Raw genomic sequence first — 16,666 nt, forward strand, 5'->3', positions numbered from 1 at the left:
CGGGGGCACCAATAGCCAGGAGAACGGGGAAGAAGAGGCCGCCTACAGCAGACCGTGCTGCTGCAGCTTCTTGCGCAGCGTATTGCGATTGATGCCCAGGTACTCGGCGGCCAGCGACTGGTTGCCGCCCGCCTGTTCGAGCACGACCTCGAGCATCGGCTTCTCGACACAGGACATCACCATGTCGTAGACGTCGTGCGGATTGGAGCCGTCGAGATCCCGGAAGTAACCGTCCAGGCTTTCGCGGACACATTGTTCGATGTTGTGCTTGCTCATGCTGCTATTGAATAGGGTCGGATGTGCCGTCTTCGTCGCCGACATAGACGAGATGGTCCGACAGCGCGCGTTGCGCGTCGAAATACTCGTTGACGGCGGCAAGCTGTTCGCGTGTGGTATCGAGCGTGTTCATCCGGTGCCGGAACGCGTTGGCGCCGGAAAGGCCGCGAGTGTACCAGCCGATGTGCTTGCGTGCAGTACGTACGCCGGTAAATTCCCCGTAGAACGCGTAATGATCCTCCAGGTGCTCGTTGAGCAGTTGCTGGATCTCGTCGACGCTCGGCGCCGGCAGCGTGGTGCCGGTTTGCAGGAAATGATCGATTTCGCGGAACAGCCATGGGCGACCTTGCGCGGCGCGACCGATCATCAGCGCGTCGGCACCGGTGAAGTCGAGCACGGCCTTCGCCTTGGCGGGCGAGGTGATGTCGCCGTTGGCCACCACCGGAATCTTTACCGCCGCCTTCACGGCCGCGATCGTCTCGTATTCGGCGTCGCCGCGGTAGAGGTCGGCGCGCGTGCGGCCGTGGACGGTCAGCATCGCGATGCCGGCGTCCTCGGCCAGACGTGCGATGGTCAGCGCGTTGCGGTGCTCGCGGTCCCAGCCGGTGCGGATCTTCAGCGTGACGGGCACCGCGTCGGGGCCGGTGCCCACCGCCGCCACCACGGCCGAGACGATCCGCACCACCAGCGGCTCGTTCTGCAGCAGCGCCGAGCCGGCCGCCACGTTGCAGACCTTCTTGGCCGGGCAGCCCATGTTGATGTCGATGATCTGCGCGCCGTTCGCCACGTTGTAGCGCGCGGCCTCGGCCATCATCGCCGGATCGGCGCCGGCGATCTGCACGGCGATCGGCTCGACCTCGCCGGCGTGGTTCGCGCGACGCATGGTCTTCTCGCTTTTCCACAGCTGCGCGTTCGAGGCGACCATCTCGGACACCGCGTAACCCGCGCCGAGCCGCTTGCAGAGCTGACGGAACGGACGGTCCGTGACGCCCGCCATGGGGGCCACGAACAGATTGTTGCGCAGGATATGGGGGCCGATAACGGGCATCGCAATGGCGGCGCCCGCGCGGGGCGCGGGCATCGGTCGGGAGATGGGAAACGCGCATTTTACCGTAAGCGCCGCCGGGCATGGCGAAGCGCCGAACCGCATCGAATCGCCGTGAAGCTTGCGTGACGGTCCGGTGACAGGCGCCTGGGCGGGCGGCCGGGCGGCGCGGTGCTGCCGCTCAGCCGCGCCGGCCGAACATCATCTGGCGCGCGATCGCCGTCTTCAGCGGCGGCACGAATTCGAGCGCGCTCAGCGCCGCGCCGCGCAGCGCCGCGAGCGGGCGCGAGTCGATCGTAAACAGGCGCGCGAGCATATCGGTCGCGCCGATCGTGAGGCGCCGGTCGAGCGCGCGGCGCAGGTTGAAGGCGGCCAGCGCGAGCGGCGTCGCGCCGTGTTCGGAAAGCGCGTCGGCCAGCGTGTGCGCGTCGCGCAGCCCGAGGTTCAGGCCCTGGCCCGCCACCGGATGCAGCGTCTGCGCCGCGTTGCCGACCGTGGCGATGCGGCCCTCGACGAGCGTCGGCGCGGCCACCAGCCCGAGCGGGAACGAGGCGCGGCCGACGACGCGCGTGAAGCGCCCCATGCGCTCGCCGAAGGCCGCGCCGAGCTCGCTCAGGAACGCCGCGTCGGGCAGTGCCGCGCGCCGCGCGGCCTCGTCGGGCGCGCAGCACCAGACCAGCGCGTAGTCGGCCTGGCCCGCGCCGCCGAGCGGCAGCAGCGCGAGCGGCCCCTCGGGCGTGAAACGCTCCCAGGCGGTGCGCGGGCGCGGCGCGGCGGCGCTGACGGTGCCGACGATCGCGGTTTGCCCGTAGTCGCGGCGGTGGCGGCCATCGAGCGCGTCGCCCGTGCCGCCCTGGAACAGCCCACCCTCGGCGTTGACGAGCGCGCGCACGCGCAGCTCGCGTTCGCCGTCGGGCGCCGCGAGCGTCACGCTCACGCCGCCGGCGTCCTGGCGCGGCGCGCGCGCCTGGGTCGAGGTCATCCAGCGCACCGGCGTGCCGCGCACGGCGCGTGCCAGCGCGTCCACCAGCGAGCCGTAGCGCGCGACGTAGCCGAGCGCGGCCACGCCGTGTTCGTCGCGGTCGATCAGCGTGCGGCCGAAGTGGCCGCGCTGCGAGACGTGGATGTGTTCGATCGGCGTCGCGTCGGCCGGCCAGCCGAGCGGCTCGAGCAGGAGCCGGCTGCCGTGCGAGACGGCGATCGCGCGCGGGTCGTCGGCGCTGGCCGACGGCTCGCGCGCATCGACCAGCACGACCGACAGCGCGCGGGTCGCGCTGCGGCGCGCCAGCCAGCCGGCCAGCGCGAGCCCGACCGGGCCGGCGCCGATGATCGCGAGGTCGGCGTCGAACGGTGCGGCGGCGGGCGCAAGCGGAGCGGAGGTGGTCATCGGGCGAAAGCGGGGGAGCGGGTTCGGGGGAGGCGGCACGCCGGCGCGCCGGTCACGGCCGCGCCGGCGGCGTAGTGCCGGACGGGCCCGAGGTGCCGTGCGCGTCGCGCATCAGCGCCTCGATCTCGTCGGCGTCCACCGGCACGTCGCGCGTGATCAGTTCGCAGCCGGCGGCGGTGACGAATGCGTCGTCCTCGATGCGGATGCCGATATCGTGGAATCGGGCCGGCACGTCGTCGGCCGCGCGCACGTAGAGGCCCGGCTCGATCGTCAGCGCCATGCCCTCGCGCAGCGTGCGCCATGGCAGCGCGCCCTGCGCGTCGCGCGCGGCGCCGCGCTCGCGGTAGTCGCCGCAGTCGTGGACGTCCATGCCGAGCCAGTGGCCGGTGCGGTGCATGTAGAAGCGCGCGTAGGCGCGCTCGGCCACGACGTCGTCGACGCTCGCGAAGCGCGACTTCGGCACGATGCCGGTGTCGAGCAGCCCTTGCGCGAGCACGCGCACGGCGGCCTCGTGCGGCGCCTCGAATGCCGCGCCGGGCCGCGTGGCGGCCGCAGCCGCGGCCTGCGCGGCGAGCACGATGTCGTAGAGCGCACGCTGCGGGCCGGAGAAGCGGCCGTTGGCGGGAAACGTGCGCGTGATGTCGGAGGCGTAGCCTTCCAGTTCGCAGGCCGCGTCGATCAGGATCAGATCGCCGTCGCGCGCCACCGCGTTGCCGGCCGGATAGTGCAGCACGCAGGCGTTCGCGCCGGCCGCGACGATCGAGCCGTAGGCGGGGCCGGCCGCGCCGTGGCGGCGGAATTCGTGGAGCAGTTCGGCCTCGATCTCGTATTCGCGGATGCCCGGCCGCGTCACCGCCATCGCGCGCCGGTGCGCGCTCGCGGAGATCACGGCGGCGCGGCGCATGATCGCCTGCTCGTGGGCGTCCTTGACGATGCGCATCTCGTCGAGCAGCGGCGTGAGATCGTGCGCGGAGGCCGGCGCGGCGACGCCGGCCCGGCTCTTCGCGCGCACCGCCTCGAGCCAGCCCGCGAGCCGGCGCTCGAACTCGGCCGACGCGCCGAAGCGGTAATGAAGCGCGCCGGCATCGGCGAGGAGCCGCGGCATCTCGGTGTCGAGCGCGTCGCTGGCGAACGCGGCATCGAAGCCGAACGCGTCGCGCGCGCCGTCCGGCCCATAGTGGAAGCCTTCCCAGATCTCGCGCTCGGGATGCTTCGCACGACAGAACAGGATCGATTGCGGCGCGCCGTCGGCGGCGTTCGCATCGAGCACGAGCAGCGCGTCGGGCTCGCTGAAGCCGGTCAGGTAATAGAAGTAGCTGTCGTGCCGATACGGATAATCGGCATCGCGGTTGCGCAGCGCCTGGGGCGCGGTGGGGACGATCGCGACGCCGCCGCCCGTCGCGCGCAAGGCGGCGAGCACGCGCGCGCGGCGCTGGCGGTAGACGTCGGGGACGAGGCAGGTATCGGTCGGCGCGTTCATGGGGCGATTGTAGCGCTGTGGCGCGCGCGCTGCGCTTCGGCACCATGCGCCGGGCGGGCGGGCGGGCGGGCGGGCGGACGGCGGCGCGCCGCGGCGCGGACCCGAAAGCGCGGGGCATCCGGGCCTGCTGTTGCAAACGATCCACAGGCCGTCCGGCGGACTTGCCAGCGCGTCGCGGCGCCCGGTTATGATCGCCGACGACGTATACTCCCGGGCGGTGTTTTCAATTTAGGCAGGATGATGAAGCTAATCGGTTCACTGAGCAGCCCGTATGTGCGCAAGGCGCGCGTCGTGCTCGCCGAAAAGAAGATCGACTACAAGTTGGAACTCGAGAACGTGTGGGGGGCGGACACCGCGATTCATGCCGCGAATCCGCTCGGCAAGGTGCCGTGTCTCGTGATGGAGGACGGTGCGGCGGTGTTCGATTCGCGCGTGATCTGCGAATACGTCGACACGCTGTCGCCGGTCGGCAAGCTGATTCCCGGCTCGGGCCGCGAGCGGCTGGAGGTGCGGTGCTGGGAGGCGCTCGGCGACGGCCTGCTCGACGCCGCGGTGGCGATCCGCATCGAGCACGTGCAGCGCACTCCGGAGCAGCGCAGCGAGGCCTGGATCGCGCGCCAGCAGCGCAAGATCGACGACGCGCTGGTGGCCATGTCGCAAGGCCTCGGCGGCAAGCCGTGGTGCGTCGGCACGCACTATACGCTGGCCGACATCGCGCTCGGCTGCGCGCTCGGCTATCTCGAGTTCCGGATGCCCGAACTCGGCTGGCGCGAGCGCCACCCGAACCTCGACAAGCACTACGCGAAGCTGCTGCAGCGGCCGTCGTTCGCCGACACGGTGCTGCAGGACTGAGCGAGCGCGGTCCGCCGCGCCCCGGCGCCGCCGCGGCCCATGCAAAACGCCCCGTCTCGACGGGGCGTTTTTCATGAGCTGTGGCTGGCGCGCCGCGCTCAGTCGTAGGCCGCGTAGGCGGCGTCGCCGATCGCGAACGTGTCGCTGCGCGCAGCCGGCCACCAGGTGTCGTAGAGCGTGAGGCCGAGCTTCTCGCCCGACAGCAGCGCGCCCGGCTTCACGTACTTCAGCAGTTCCGACATCAGCCGGACCTCGTGCGGCGCGACGCGCTGCACGAGGTGATGCGCGCGCAGGTCGGCCGGGTGGGCGAGGCCGGCTGCCTGCACCAGCTCCTGCAGCGCATGCAGCGTGTTGCGGTGGAAGTTGTAGACGCGCTCGGACTTGTCGGGCACCACCAGCGCGCGCTGGCGCACCTCGTCCTGGGTCGCGACGCCGGTCGGGCAGCGGCCGGTGTGGCAGGTCTGCGCCTGGATGCAGCCGACCGCGAACATGAAGCCGCGCGCCGAATTCACCCAGTCCGCGCCGATCGCGAGGGTGCGCGCCACGTCGAACGCGGTGATGATCTTGCCGCTCGCGCCGAGCTTGACGCGCTCGCGCAGGCCGATGCCGACCAGCGTGTTGTGGACCAGCAGCAGCCCTTCCTGCAGCGGCACGCCCACGTGGTCGGTGAATTCGAGCGGCGCCGCGCCGGTGCCGCCCTCGGCGCCGTCCACCACGATGAAGTCGGGCAGGATGCCGGTCTCGAGCATCGCCTTGGCGATGCCGAAGAATTCCCACGGGTGGCCGATGCAGAGCTTGAAGCCGGTGGGCTTGCCGCCCGACAGCGTGCGCAGCCGCTCGACGAATTCGAGCAGGCCGCGCGGCGTCGAGAACTCCGAATGCGAGGCGGGCGAGATGCAGTCCTGGCCCATCGGCACGCCGCGCGTCTCGGCGATCTCGGGCGTGATCTTGGCGGCCGGCAGCACGCCGCCGTGGCCCGGCTTCGCTCCCTGCGAGAGCTTCACCTCGATCATCTTCACCTGGGCATCGGCGGCCTGCTTCGCGAACTTGTCGGGGTTGAAGGTGCCGTCGTCGTTGCGGCATCCGAAGTAGCCCGAGGCGATCTCCCAGATGATGTCGCCGCCGTGCTCGCGGTGATACTTCGAGAGCGAGCCCTCGCCGGTGTCGTGCGCGAAGCCGCCCTTCCTGGCGCCCAGGTTCAGCGCGCGGATCGCGTTCGCCGACAGCGAGCCGAAGCTCATCGCCGAGATGTTGAAGATCGAGATGTCGTAGGGCTGCGCGCGCGCCGCGCCGACGCGGATCCGGAAGTCGTGGTTGGCGAGCCGGGTGGGCGCGAGCGAGTGGCTGATCCACTCGTGGGCGACCGCCTTGACGTTCAGCTCGGTGCCGTAGGGCCGGTTGTCGGCCACGTTCTTCGCGCGCTGGTAGACCACGCTGCGCTGCGCGCGCGAGAACGGCTTTTCCTCGGTGTCGTCCTCGACGAAATACTGGCGGATCTCCGGGCGGATGAATTCGAACATGAAGCGGAAATGGCCCCAGAGCGGGTAGTTCCGCAGGATCGCGTGACGATCCTGGTTCAGGTCCCAGAGGCCGAGCGCGACGAACCCGGCCGGGATCAGCAGCCATGGCCAGGCGATCAAGTGGCCGTAGGCGAGGGCGGCGAGCAGCACGAGCGCGAGCGTCGCGCACCACATCGCGAGATAACGTCTTGCAAACATGGGGTGTTCCTTGTTCTTCGGTTGGCCGCCATGCCGCGGCGCGCGCCGCCCCCCGCCGACGCGGGCCGGTCACAGGCGGCGATGAATCTAGACGACAGATCGCGGCGACATATCGTCGCGCGCCGCAAGTCTAAACCGAGAACGTGTCGGCGCGCTTCGCCATGCGCGCCGTGGAAGGGCCGTTGAAAGGTGGCGGGTCAGCGCGCAAGGCTGCCCGCGAGCGGCTCGGCCGCGCTGCCGAGCGCCGCGGCCAGTGCGGCGGCCGAGCCCGGCTGGCTGGTCGCGACCGTCTCGATGATGCCGCCGCCGAGGCAGACCTCGCCGTCGTAGAGCACGGCCGACTGGCCGGGCGTGACGGCCCATTGCGGCGCGTCGAAGGCGAGCGAGAAGCGCGGCTCGCCCGCCTCGCCGGCCTTCGCGCGCGCGAACGAGCAGGCCGAGTCGGCCTGCCGGTAGCGCGTCTTGGCGCCGCAGACGAAACCGTCGGCGGGCGGCTCGCCGGCCACCCAGCTGACGTTGCCGGCCACCAGCTCGTGCGACAGCAGCCACGGGTGGTCGTGTCCCTGCGCCACATAGAGCGTGTTCGAGGCGATGTCCTTGCCGGCCACGAACCACGGCTCGCCGCTGCCGTCCCGGCTGCCGCCCAGGCCGATGCCCTTGCGCTGGCCGAAGGTGTAGAACGCGAGGCCGATGTGCTCGCCCACGCGCCTGCCGTCGGGCGTCCTCATCGGGCCCGGCCGGGTCGGCAGGTAGCGGTTCAGGAAGTCGCGGAACGGCCGCTCGCCGATGAAGCAGATGCCGGTCGAATCCTTCTTCTTCGCGTTCGGCAGGCCGATCCGCGCCGCGATCTCGCGCACCTGCGTCTTCGGCATCTCGCCTAGCGGGAAGCGCGTTTTCGAGAGCTGCGCCTGGTTCAGCCGGTGCAGGAAATAGGATTGATCCTTGGTCTGGTCGAGCGCCTTCAGCAGCTCGAAGCGTCCGTCGCGTTCGCGCACCCGCGCGTAGTGGCCGGTGGCGATGGTCTCGGCGCCGAGCGACATCGCGTGGTCGAGGAACGCCTTGAACTTGATCTCGGCGTTGCACAGCACGTCGGGGTTCGGCGTGCGGCCGGCCGAGTATTCGCGCAGGAACTCGGCGAACACGCGGTCCTTGTATTCGGCGGCGAAGTTCACGGCCTCGACGTCGATGCCGATCAGGTCGGCCACCGACACCACGTCGATCCAGTCCTGGCGCGTCGAGCAGTATTCGCCGTCGTCGTCGTCTTCCCAGTTCTTCATGAACAGGCCGACCACGTCGTAACCCTGCTCCTTCAGCAGCCACGCGGTGACCGACGAATCGACACCGCCCGACATGCCGACCACGACACGTTGCTTCTTCATTTGCTGACAGCCTGATGATCGGGCGTCGCGCGATCGGGCGCGACGGAATGCGTATGAATGAACGCCAGCGGCACGCGGCGGCCGGCGAGGTAATCGTCGATGCACTGCATCACGGCCGGCGTGCGGTGCCGCTCGGGTACCGCGCGCAGCTCGTCGGCGGTCATCCACAGCGTGCGCACGATGCCGGCATCGAGCGCGCGCCCGGCCACCGCCTCGCCCGCGCTGCCGCAGAACGTGAAGCGCAGGTAGGTCGCGCCGCCCTTGCCCGGCCGCTCGAAGTGCGTCTGGTAGACGCCCACCAGCGCCTCGGGCGCGAACGGATGCGCGGTTTCCTCGAGCGTCTCGCGGATCACGGCCTGGGCGAGCGTCTCGCCGGCCTCGAGATGCCCGGCCGGCTGGTTCAGGCGCAGGCCCGCCGACGTGTGTTCCTCGATCAGGAGGAAACGCCCGGCGCGCTCGACGATCGCGGCCACCGTCACGTGCGGAGTCCAGAGTTCGGATTTCATGACCGCGCATTTTACCGGTTGCGCGCGATCGCTGCCGAGGCGCGCGGGACTACCCGGCGTCGCCCGATTGGAATTTTAAGGGTGTGGCCCCTATTTATTCACTGCTGTCTTGACCGATCCGCAGCGGTTTGTCCACCGGGAACCGGCCCGATGTCGGCGAGCGCGATGCTTTCAGGTACATTGGCGCGTGGAACACGCCGTTGCTTTCGGGCCGGTTGCCGCTTTCCGGCTCGCCATCACAATCGAAATCAATAACAGAGCGCAAGCTGGAGGGATCACGATGCTGATCGGAGTGCCCGCCGAGACGAGGGCGAACGAGGCGCGCGTTGCCGCGACGCCGGAAACCATCAAGAAATACGTGGCGGCCGGCCACGCCGTGACGGTCGAACGCGGCGCCGGCGCCGCCGCCAGTTACCCCGACGAGGCCTATGCCGCGGCCGGGGCGACGCTCGGCGAGCGCGCGGCCGCGTTCGGTGCCGAGATCGTGCTGAAGGTGCAGGCGCCGGAGCCGGCCGAGCTGCCGCTGCTCAAGCGCGGCGCCGTGCTGGTCGGCATGCTCGAGCCGTTCGACGCCGCCCAGGCCCAGCGGCTCGCGGCGGCCGGCGTGACGGGCTTCGCGCTCGAGGCCGCGCCGCGCACCACGCGCGCGCAGAGCCTCGACGTGCTGTCCTCGCAGGCCAACATCGCCGGCTACAGGGCGGTGCTGGTGGCGGCCTCGCTCTACCCGCGCTTCCTGCCGATGCTGATGACCGCCGCAGGCACCGTCAAGGCCGCCCGCGTGCTGGTGCTGGGCGCTGGCGTGGCGGGGCTGCAGGCGATCGCCACCGCCAAGCGGCTGGGCGCCGTGATCGAGGCGTCCGACGTGCGGCCGGCCGTGAAGGAGCAGATCGAATCGCTCGGCGCGAAGTTCCTCGACGTGCCGTTCGAGACCGACGAGGAGCGCGAGGCCGCGCAGGGCACCGGCGGCTACGCGCGGCCGATGCCGCCTTCATGGCTGGCGCGCCAGGCCGCGCTCGTGCACGAGCGCGCCAAGCAGGCCGACATCGTGATCACCACCGCGCTGATTCCGGGGCGCCCGGCGCCCACGCTGATCGCTGCCGAGACGGTGGCGGCCATGAAGCCGGGCGCGGTGCTGGTCGATCTGGCCGCCGGCCGCGGCGCCGAGGTGGACGGCACCGGCCGGCGCGGCGGCAACTGCCCGCTCACCGTCGCCGACCAGGTGGTGGTCGCGCACGGCGTGACGATCGCCGGCCACACCAATCTCGCCGCCCAGGTGCCGGCCGACGCCTCGGCGCTCTACGCGCGCAATCTGGCCGACTTCCTGAAGCTCATCATCGGCCCGGACGGCGCGCTGCGGATCGACCCGGCCGACGACATCGTCGCCGCGACGCTGCTCTGCCGCGACGGCGAAGTGCTGCGCAAATAATCGAGGAGACCCATGGAAATCATCAATCACACCGTGATCAACGTGATCATCTTCGTGCTGGCCGTCTACGTCGGCTACCACGTGGTCTGGAACGTCACCCCGGCACTGCACACGCCGCTGATGGCCGTCACCAACGCGATCTCGGCGATCGTGATCGTCGGCGCGATGCTGGCCGCGGCGCTGACCGTCGGCGCCACCGGCAAGGTGTTCGGCACCATCGCGGTGGCGCTCGCGGCCGTCAACGTGTTCGGCGGCTTCCTCGTCACGCGGCGCATGCTGGAGATGTTCCGCAAGAAGGAGCCCAAGCGCGGCGGCGCGGCGGGCAAGGAGGGCGCGCAATGAGCCTGAACCTCGTCACGCTGCTGTACCTGGTCGCCTCGGTCTGCTTTATCCAGGCGCTGAAGGGCCTGTCGAATCCGAAGAGCGCGCGCCGCGGCAACCTGTTCGGCATGGTCGGCATGGCGATCGCGATGCTCACCACGGTCGCGCTGATCGCGAAGCAGGCCGCCTGGCTCGGCGCGAACCTGCCGCTCGGGCTCGCGCTGGTGCTCGGCGCGCTGGTGGTGGGCGGCGCGGTGGGCGCCTATGTGGCCGCGCGCGTCGAAATGACGAAGATGCCCGAGCTGGTGGCCGCGATGCACTCGCTGATCGGCCTCGCGGCGGTCTCGATCGCCTACGCGGTGGTGGCCGAGCCGGAGGCGTTCGGGCTGGTGCCGCAGGATGCCGTCGCGGCGAACTTCATCCCCTACGGCAACCGCATCGAGCTGTTCATCGGCACCTTCGTCGGCGCGATCACGTTCTCGGGCTCGGTGATCGCGTTCGGCAAGCTGTCCGGCAAGTACCGGTTCCGGCTGTTCCAGGGCGCGCCGGTGGTCTATCCGGGCCAGCACCTGATCAACCTGATGCTCGCGCTCGGCATGCTCGGCTTCGGCGTGCTGTTCTTCCTCACCCAGTCGTGGCTGCCGTTCATCATCATGACGGCGATCGCCTTCGCGCTCGGCGTGCTGATCATCATCCCGATCGGCGGCGCGGACATGCCGGTGGTGGTGTCGATGCTCAATTCCTACTCGGGATGGGCCGCGGCCGGGATCGGCTTCTCGCTGAACAACCCGATGCTGATCATCGCCGGCTCGCTGGTGGGCTCGTCGGGGGCGATCCTCTCGTACATCATGTGCCATGCGATGAACCGCTCGTTCTTCAACGTGATCCTGGGCGGCTTCGGCGGCGAGGCGGCAGCAGCCGGCGCGGGGGCCGCGAAGGAGCAGCGGCCGGTGAAGTCGGGCTCGGCCGACGACGCGGCGTTCATGCTCGGCAATGCCGAGACGGTGGTGATCGTGCCGGGCTACGGCCTGGCCGTGGCGCGCGCGCAGCATGCGCTGAAGGAGCTGACCGACAAGCTGGTCGCCAAGGGCATCGACGTGCGCTACGCGATCCATCCGGTGGCCGGGCGCATGCCGGGGCACATGAACGTGCTGCTGGCCGAGGCCGAGGTGCCGTACGACCTCGTCTACGAGATGGACGACATCAACAACGAGTTCGGGCAGACCGACGTGGTGCTGGTGCTCGGCGCCAACGACGTGGTGAACCCGGCCGCGAAGAACGATCCGGCCTCGCCGATCGCCGGCATGCCGATCCTCGAGGCCTACAAGGCGCGCACCGTGATCGTCAACAAGCGCTCGATGGCCTCGGGCTACGCCGGGCTCGACAACGAGCTGTTCTACATGGACAAGACCATGATGGTGTTCGGCGACGCCAAGAAGGTGGTCGAGGACATGGTGAAGGCGGTCGAATAGCGCCGCGCGCGCCGCTCAGTGGCTGCCGCGCTCCACGGTGCGCAGGAAATCGGCGAGCCGGCGCCCCGCGACGTCGGGATAGACCTCGCAGGCCACGATGCCGCGCATCCGCGCGAGGTCGAAATTGCGGAACGCGCCGCGCAGCTCGCACCAGGCGGCCACCGTCCACTGCCCGCCCCAGTACGCCATGCCGAGCGGCCAGACGCGCCGCTCGCTCGGCGCATCCCGCTTGTCGCGATAGGAAAGGCGCACGACGCGCCGGCCGTCGATGGCCAGCTGAAGCGCGTCGACGGCCTCGCGGAACGCCGCGTCCACGTGGATCGACGGCGCGAACAGGGGCAGGCGGTCGAGCGCGACGCGCTTGTCGGCCGGCATCGCCGAGGCGATCTTGGCGAGCGCCGAGCGTGCCCCGCCCGCCAGGGTCGCGCCGCCCCACGATTCGAGCATGCGCGCGCCGGCCGCGAGCGCCGCCAGCTCCTCGCTGGTGAAGGTCAGCGGCGGCAGGTGCGCGGCGCGGTTCAGGCGGTAGCCGATCCCCGCCTCGCCCTCGATCGGCACGCCCGACAGCTGCAGGTCGCGGACGTCGCGATAGACCGTGCGCGGCGATACCGACAGCCATTCGGCCAGCTGCTGCGCGGTGGCCAGGCGCCGCCCGCGCGCCGCGCGCGTTCGAGCGCGGCCGACACCGATGCGTGCGCGTTCAGGTAGACGAGCGCGCCGGCCGTGCCCGGCGTGCTGCCGTGCGGGTCCTGCACGAGGCCGCCGTCGCTGGCCTTGGCGCCGGCGGCACCGAACATCGCCATCGGCACGCCGCCCGAGATCTCGCGCCGCAGCGTCGTGTCGAGCATCGATTCGTAAAAGCGCGTGGCCCGATCGAGATCGAGGACGGGAATGCTGAACCAGGCGAGCGTGCGCGGGGCGTGGGCGGCCGGGGTGGCGGTGGTCTGGGCGGCGGTCGAGGTCATCGGTGGCTCCTTGGCAGGGTGGGATCGCATCGATCGGATGTGGCAGGCGCAGTGTGGCGCAGGGCTGCTGACACCGTGCTGTCAGCAGCCGGCGGCGGCCGCGCGGACCGACTCGCTGCGGCGGGGCGCTGGCGGGAACGCGACGCCAAGCGTGCGGCCCGGCCCCGCCGCGTGAGCAGGACGGGGCGGGCGCGAGCCGAGAAGGGCGAACCAAGGGCCGGTCAAGGCCGGCCCTCGGGTCTGCTGCGATGGCGCGCCGAGGCGGCGCGCGCCGGCGGCGCCTAGGCGTCGCCGCCGGCCGCCTCGGCGCCCTGCGCGGGGCGCTGCCGCACGCTGCCCGCCACCACGTCGAAGCGGAACAGCCGGCATTCCAGTGCGCCGTTGAAGAGCGGGGTCTTCGCCGATTCGCGCAGGCGCAGCTGGCCCGGCAGCGAGCGGTCCGAGCTCAGCAGGAACGCCTGCCAGCCCGCGAAGCGCTGCTTCAGCGCGTTGCCGAGCGCGATGAAGAATTCGCCGTCGGGCGCGTCGGTGTGGGTGCGGCGGAACGCGTCGTCGTTGCCGCGATTGCGGCCGGTCTCGCGTGCGTCGCCGCGCGGGCCGCGCCCGCGCACCTCGATGCGCTCGCCATACGGCGGGTTTGCCACGATCAGCCCCGGCGTGTCGGTGGGCGGTGCCATGAAGCGCGCGTCGACCTGCTTGAGCGAAATAGCCGGCACGCCCGCGCGTTCGAGGTTCGCGCGCGCCTTGTCGAGCATGTCGCCGGAGATGTCGCTGCCGTACACCGGCAGCGCGGCGTGCCTGCCGCGCGCGGCGCGCTTGGCGTCCATCGCGGCCACCTTCAGCGTCTGCCACGCGGTGATGTCGTACTGCTTGAGCTTCTCGAAACCGAAGCGGCGCTCCACGCCCGGCGCCACGTCGAGCGCGATCTGGGCGGCCTCGGCGAGGAACGTGCCGCTGCCGCACATCGGATCGTAGAGCGGCACGGCCGGGGTCCAGCCCGCCACGCGCAGGATGCCGGCCGCGAGGTTCTCGCGCAGCGGCGCCGCGCCCTTGTCGAGCCGCCAGCCGCGCTTGAACAGCGGCTCGCCGGAGGTGTCGAGGTAGAGCGTGCAGTGCGTCGCGGTCAGGAACGCGAACACGCGCACGTCGGGCTGGGCGGTGTCGATGCTCGGGCGTGCGCCGGTCTTCTCGCGCAGCCGGTCGCAGATCGCGTCCTTCACGCGCAGCGTCGCGAACTCGAGGCTCTTGAGCGGCGACTTGATCGCGGTGACGTCCACCCGCAGCGTCTGGGTGGCGGCGAACCAGCGCTCCCACTGCTGTTCGAGCGCGAGCGCGTAGACGTCCTGCTCGCTGCGGTACGGCCGATCGGCGATCTTCAGCAGCACGCGGCTCGCGATGCGCGAATGCAGGTTCGCGGCCATGCCGGCCATCCAGCCGCCGCGAAAATGGACGCCGCCGGGCACCTGGGTGCCGGCCTCGAACGGCGCGCCGGCGATGCGCCGCGCGCCGATCTCGGCCAGTTCGGCCGCGAGCGCGGCCTCGAGGCCACGCGGGCAGGGAGCGAAGAAATCGAATAGGGAGGAGGACATGGGGCGGGGTGGCGAGGCGTGCAAAAGCCGTCATTGTACGCGGGCGGCGCCGCCGGCCCGGCGCGCGCCCGCGCGGCCCGGGCCGCCGGCATGCCGATGCGGCAGCGGCTCGCGCGCCGTGGCCGGTTCAGTGCGGACGCGTCTCGCGCTCGCCGCGGGCGGCGAGCGGCCAGATGAGGCTCAGCGGGTTCGCCCGCACGGCGCGCCCGATCGCGGCCAGCAACGCGCGCACCCGGGTCGGCCGCAGGCTGCGCGAGCGTACCGCCATCGTGAAGGCCAGCGCGAAGCTGACGGCGACGTTGAGCACCGCCATCGACAGCACGCCGGCCGCCGCCCACCACAGCTCGGCCGAGTCGAGCGCGCCCTTGCCGAGCACGCCGAGGGCCACACCGATCGAGCCGGCCGACAGCGTCACGTGGCGCACCTCGAAGCCGAACGCGAAGGCGCTGACGATCGCCGGCACCAGCCCGAGCATCATGCCGAGCCCGACGTTGCTGACCACCCCGGCCACGTTGCTGCGACAGAAGCGGGCCAGCCGCGCCGCGCCGGCCGCGCCGAGCGTGAGCCGCAGCCGGCGGTGCCAGGCGATCGCGTCGCCGACGCGGTGCAGCACGAACCAGTTGTCGGCCCAGCCCGCGACCAGGCTCGAGGCCCACAGCAGCACGCCGGTCAGCGCCGCGTAGACGGGCGTGGGCCCGAGCAGCGAGAACGAGCGCAGCGTGGCATGCGCCTTGGCCGGCGAGATCACGTCGGCGTGCAGCAGCGCGTGGGCGCCGAGCTGCACGGCGAGGCACACCGGCAGCACCACCAGCATGTTGCCGGTGATCGCGGCCGCCTGGGTGCGGATCAGCGCGATCACCGAGGCCACGAACTCGCGCATGCCCGCGTCGCTGCCGGTGCCGTCCAGCTCGCGCGCGAGCGTCGGGGCGGTCATCGCCGGCTGCTTGGTGGCGAGCGTGAAGTGCAGGAAGTGCATCAGGGTGAAGCTGGCCGCGTAGTTGAGCCCGGCCAGGAAGCCCTCGACCATCGCCTGCAGGTGGGCGCCGGTGATCCAGAACTTCACGCAGACGGTGGCCACCGTGACGAGCCCGCCGCCGGCGGCCATCCGCATCATCTTCAGGTAGTCGGCGCGGCCGCGCGTGATGTAGTGCTCGCCGGTGTCGGCATTGGTCTCGACCAGCTTGCGCGCGAACAGCGAGGTGCTGCTGCGCACCAGGTGCGCGACGCTCTGGCTGCTCAGGTTCGCGTCGATCAGCTCGGCGGTCAGGCGCGCCAGGCCGCGGCGGTCGTCGCGCGCCATCCAGGCGTTGAGCAGCGATTCGGCGCGCTGGATCCGCATGCGCATGCGCTCGACCTGGAACACGATGTCGACCGACACGCCGTTGCGATAGAGATGGGCCGAGACGTCGTCGGCCGATTCGCGGCATTCGTCGAGCAGCACGCGCAGATAGTTGACCTCGTGCAGCAGCCGGTCCGGCTCGCCGCCCTCGTCGACGGCCGCCTGCGCGGCCTCCACCGCCAGCATCGCGCGCATCAGGCGGTAGAACGGCTGCGCGTCGATCGGGCGGTGCGCGTCGTCGGCGGCGAGCCGGCTGCGCACTGTCTGTGACAGGCCGGTCGAGCTGATCTGGCAGCTCAGGTTGTGCAGCGCGGCCAGCAGGTCGCGCGAGAACGAGCCGGGCTGGTGGCGCTCGGCTTCGCTGACGTCGTGGCCGAACAGCTCCTGCAGGCGTGCCAGCAGGTCGTCGGGCAGCGCCTCGATCCAGGCGCCGTCGCCGGGCGCCGGGAACATCAGCGTGAACAGGGCGGCCAGCTCGCGGCGGTTCGGCGCCGGCGGGATCAGCGACGCGTCGATGCGCTCGAACAGCGCGCCGAAGAAGCCCGAGTGGACCGGCATGCCGGCGTCGCAGAGCAGCGAGATGGCGTCGGTCTCGCGCAGCAGCGCGCGCAGGATGCGTGCGACGTGGGTCTTCCAGGCGGGATTGCGGTCGAGCACGTGCAGCACGTAGCGCAGCCGCGCGTGGGCGGTGGCCGTGGGCGAGCGCGGCTCGGCGGCGGCGCCGTCGGACGCGCCCGGCGTCTGCAGCGTGCCGTCGCGGCGCAGCCAGTGCGCGAGCTCGATCAGCCACTCGCTGCGCTCGGCGTAGGGCGCGTCGGCGTCGGCGTTCGCGAGCAGCGCGTCGAGCTGGTGGCTGGCGCTGCGCGAGGCGCGCCATTTCTTCAGGAGGATCGGCAGGGATCGGAACATGG

General features: G+C 71.3%; 15 protein-coding genes. 4 read left to right on the forward strand and 11 right to left on the reverse strand.

What is annotated here, in order from left to right:
* Positions 1 to 42: 42 nt before the first annotated feature.
* The 4 genes from KS03_RS20040 to KS03_RS20055 form a co-directional block, all read right to left on the reverse strand.
* Complete coding sequence (locus KS03_RS20040) at positions 43 to 276, reverse strand: Fis family transcriptional regulator (RefSeq protein WP_012734666.1); 234 nt, start codon at positions 274 to 276, stop codon at positions 43 to 45.
* 4 nt (positions 277 to 280) lie between these two features.
* Positions 281 to 1,324 (reverse strand): tRNA dihydrouridine synthase DusB, encoded by a 1,044-nt coding sequence (dusB, locus tag KS03_RS20045; RefSeq protein WP_012734667.1) that lies wholly within the window; start codon positions 1,322 to 1,324, stop codon positions 281 to 283.
* Positions 1,325 to 1,502: 178 nt separating this feature from the next.
* Positions 1,503 to 2,708, reverse strand: coding sequence for a UbiH/UbiF/VisC/COQ6 family ubiquinone biosynthesis hydroxylase (locus KS03_RS20050; protein WP_012734668.1), 1,206 nt, complete (start codon positions 2,706 to 2,708; stop codon positions 1,503 to 1,505).
* Between the two features lie 52 nt (positions 2,709 to 2,760).
* Entirely contained in the window at positions 2,761 to 4,188 is a 1,428-nt protein-coding gene (locus tag KS03_RS20055; RefSeq protein ID WP_012734669.1) for an aminopeptidase P N-terminal domain-containing protein, read from the reverse strand.
* Between the two features lie 237 nt (positions 4,189 to 4,425).
* On the opposite strand from KS03_RS20055, the gene KS03_RS20060 reads away from it, so the two are divergent.
* Positions 4,426 to 5,040, forward strand: coding sequence for a glutathione S-transferase family protein (locus KS03_RS20060; protein WP_012734670.1), 615 nt, complete (start codon positions 4,426 to 4,428; stop codon positions 5,038 to 5,040).
* A gap of 98 nt (positions 5,041 to 5,138) precedes the next feature.
* On the opposite strand, the gene KS03_RS20065 is transcribed toward KS03_RS20060, so the two are convergent.
* The 3 genes from KS03_RS20065 to KS03_RS20075 all read right to left on the reverse strand — a co-directional run bounded on the left by KS03_RS20065 (position 5,139) and on the right by KS03_RS20075 (position 8,643).
* The gene (locus KS03_RS20065; protein WP_012734671.1) at positions 5,139 to 6,758 is read right to left on the reverse strand and encodes an FMN-binding glutamate synthase family protein; all 1,620 of its coding nucleotides are present in this window, start codon (positions 6,756 to 6,758) and stop codon (positions 5,139 to 5,141) included.
* A gap of 197 nt (positions 6,759 to 6,955) precedes the next feature.
* Positions 6,956 to 8,137: a tRNA 2-thiouridine(34) synthase MnmA gene (gene mnmA, locus KS03_RS20070; protein ID WP_012734672.1), complete on the reverse strand. Its 1,182-nt coding sequence runs from the start codon at positions 8,135 to 8,137 to the stop codon at positions 6,956 to 6,958.
* Positions 8,134 to 8,643 carry an NUDIX hydrolase gene (locus KS03_RS20075; RefSeq protein WP_012734673.1) on the reverse strand — a complete coding sequence of 170 codons (510 nt, stop codon included), beginning with the start codon at positions 8,641 to 8,643 and terminating at the stop codon, positions 8,134 to 8,136. Before KS03_RS20075 ends, mnmA begins: the two co-directional genes overlap by 4 nt.
* Positions 8,644 to 8,923: 280 nt before the next feature.
* Between KS03_RS20075 and KS03_RS20080 the strand changes: the two genes are divergently transcribed.
* Genes KS03_RS20080 through KS03_RS20090 form a run of 3 tightly spaced genes read left to right on the forward strand, consistent with a single transcriptional unit; the run spans position 8,924 to position 11,862 of the window.
* On the forward strand, positions 8,924 to 10,069 hold the full coding sequence (locus tag KS03_RS20080) for a Re/Si-specific NAD(P)(+) transhydrogenase subunit alpha (protein ID WP_012734674.1): 1,146 nt from the start codon (positions 8,924 to 8,926) through the stop codon (positions 10,067 to 10,069).
* A gap of 12 nt (positions 10,070 to 10,081) precedes the next feature.
* Positions 10,082 to 10,411 carry an NAD(P) transhydrogenase subunit alpha part 2 gene (locus tag KS03_RS20085; protein WP_012734675.1) on the forward strand — a complete coding sequence of 110 codons (330 nt, stop codon included), beginning with the start codon at positions 10,082 to 10,084 and terminating at the stop codon, positions 10,409 to 10,411.
* A complete protein-coding gene (locus tag KS03_RS20090) occupies positions 10,408 to 11,862 on the forward strand; it encodes an NAD(P)(+) transhydrogenase (Re/Si-specific) subunit beta (protein WP_012734676.1) in 1,455 nt (484 codons plus the stop codon). The genes KS03_RS20085 and KS03_RS20090 overlap by 4 nt, the downstream gene beginning before the upstream one ends.
* Positions 11,863 to 11,877: 15 nt before the next feature.
* Here the strand turns inward: KS03_RS20090 and KS03_RS20095 are convergent, their stop codons facing one another.
* The 4 genes from KS03_RS20095 to KS03_RS20110 all read right to left on the reverse strand — a co-directional run bounded on the left by KS03_RS20095 (position 11,878) and on the right by KS03_RS20110 (position 16,664).
* Positions 11,878 to 12,489: a helix-turn-helix transcriptional regulator gene (locus tag KS03_RS20095; protein WP_373419877.1), complete on the reverse strand. Its 612-nt coding sequence runs from the start codon at positions 12,487 to 12,489 to the stop codon at positions 11,878 to 11,880.
* Positions 12,381 to 12,827, reverse strand: coding sequence for a VOC family protein (locus KS03_RS33425; RefSeq protein ID WP_012734678.1), 447 nt, complete (start codon positions 12,825 to 12,827; stop codon positions 12,381 to 12,383). The genes KS03_RS20095 and KS03_RS33425 overlap by 109 nt, the downstream gene beginning before the upstream one ends.
* Before the next feature lie 281 nt (positions 12,828 to 13,108).
* Complete coding sequence (locus tag KS03_RS20105; protein ID WP_012734679.1) at positions 13,109 to 14,416, reverse strand: THUMP domain-containing class I SAM-dependent RNA methyltransferase; 1,308 nt, start codon at positions 14,414 to 14,416, stop codon at positions 13,109 to 13,111.
* 127 nt (positions 14,417 to 14,543) lie between these two features.
* Positions 14,544 to 16,664: a site-specific recombinase gene (locus KS03_RS20110; RefSeq protein ID WP_012734680.1), complete on the reverse strand. Its 2,121-nt coding sequence runs from the start codon at positions 16,662 to 16,664 to the stop codon at positions 14,544 to 14,546.
* Positions 16,665 to 16,666 lie beyond the last annotated feature (2 nt).

Origin of the sequence: Burkholderia glumae LMG 2196 = ATCC 33617, assembly GCF_000960995.1 — a bacterium.
Classification (GTDB): domain Bacteria; phylum Pseudomonadota; class Gammaproteobacteria; order Burkholderiales; family Burkholderiaceae; genus Burkholderia; species Burkholderia glumae.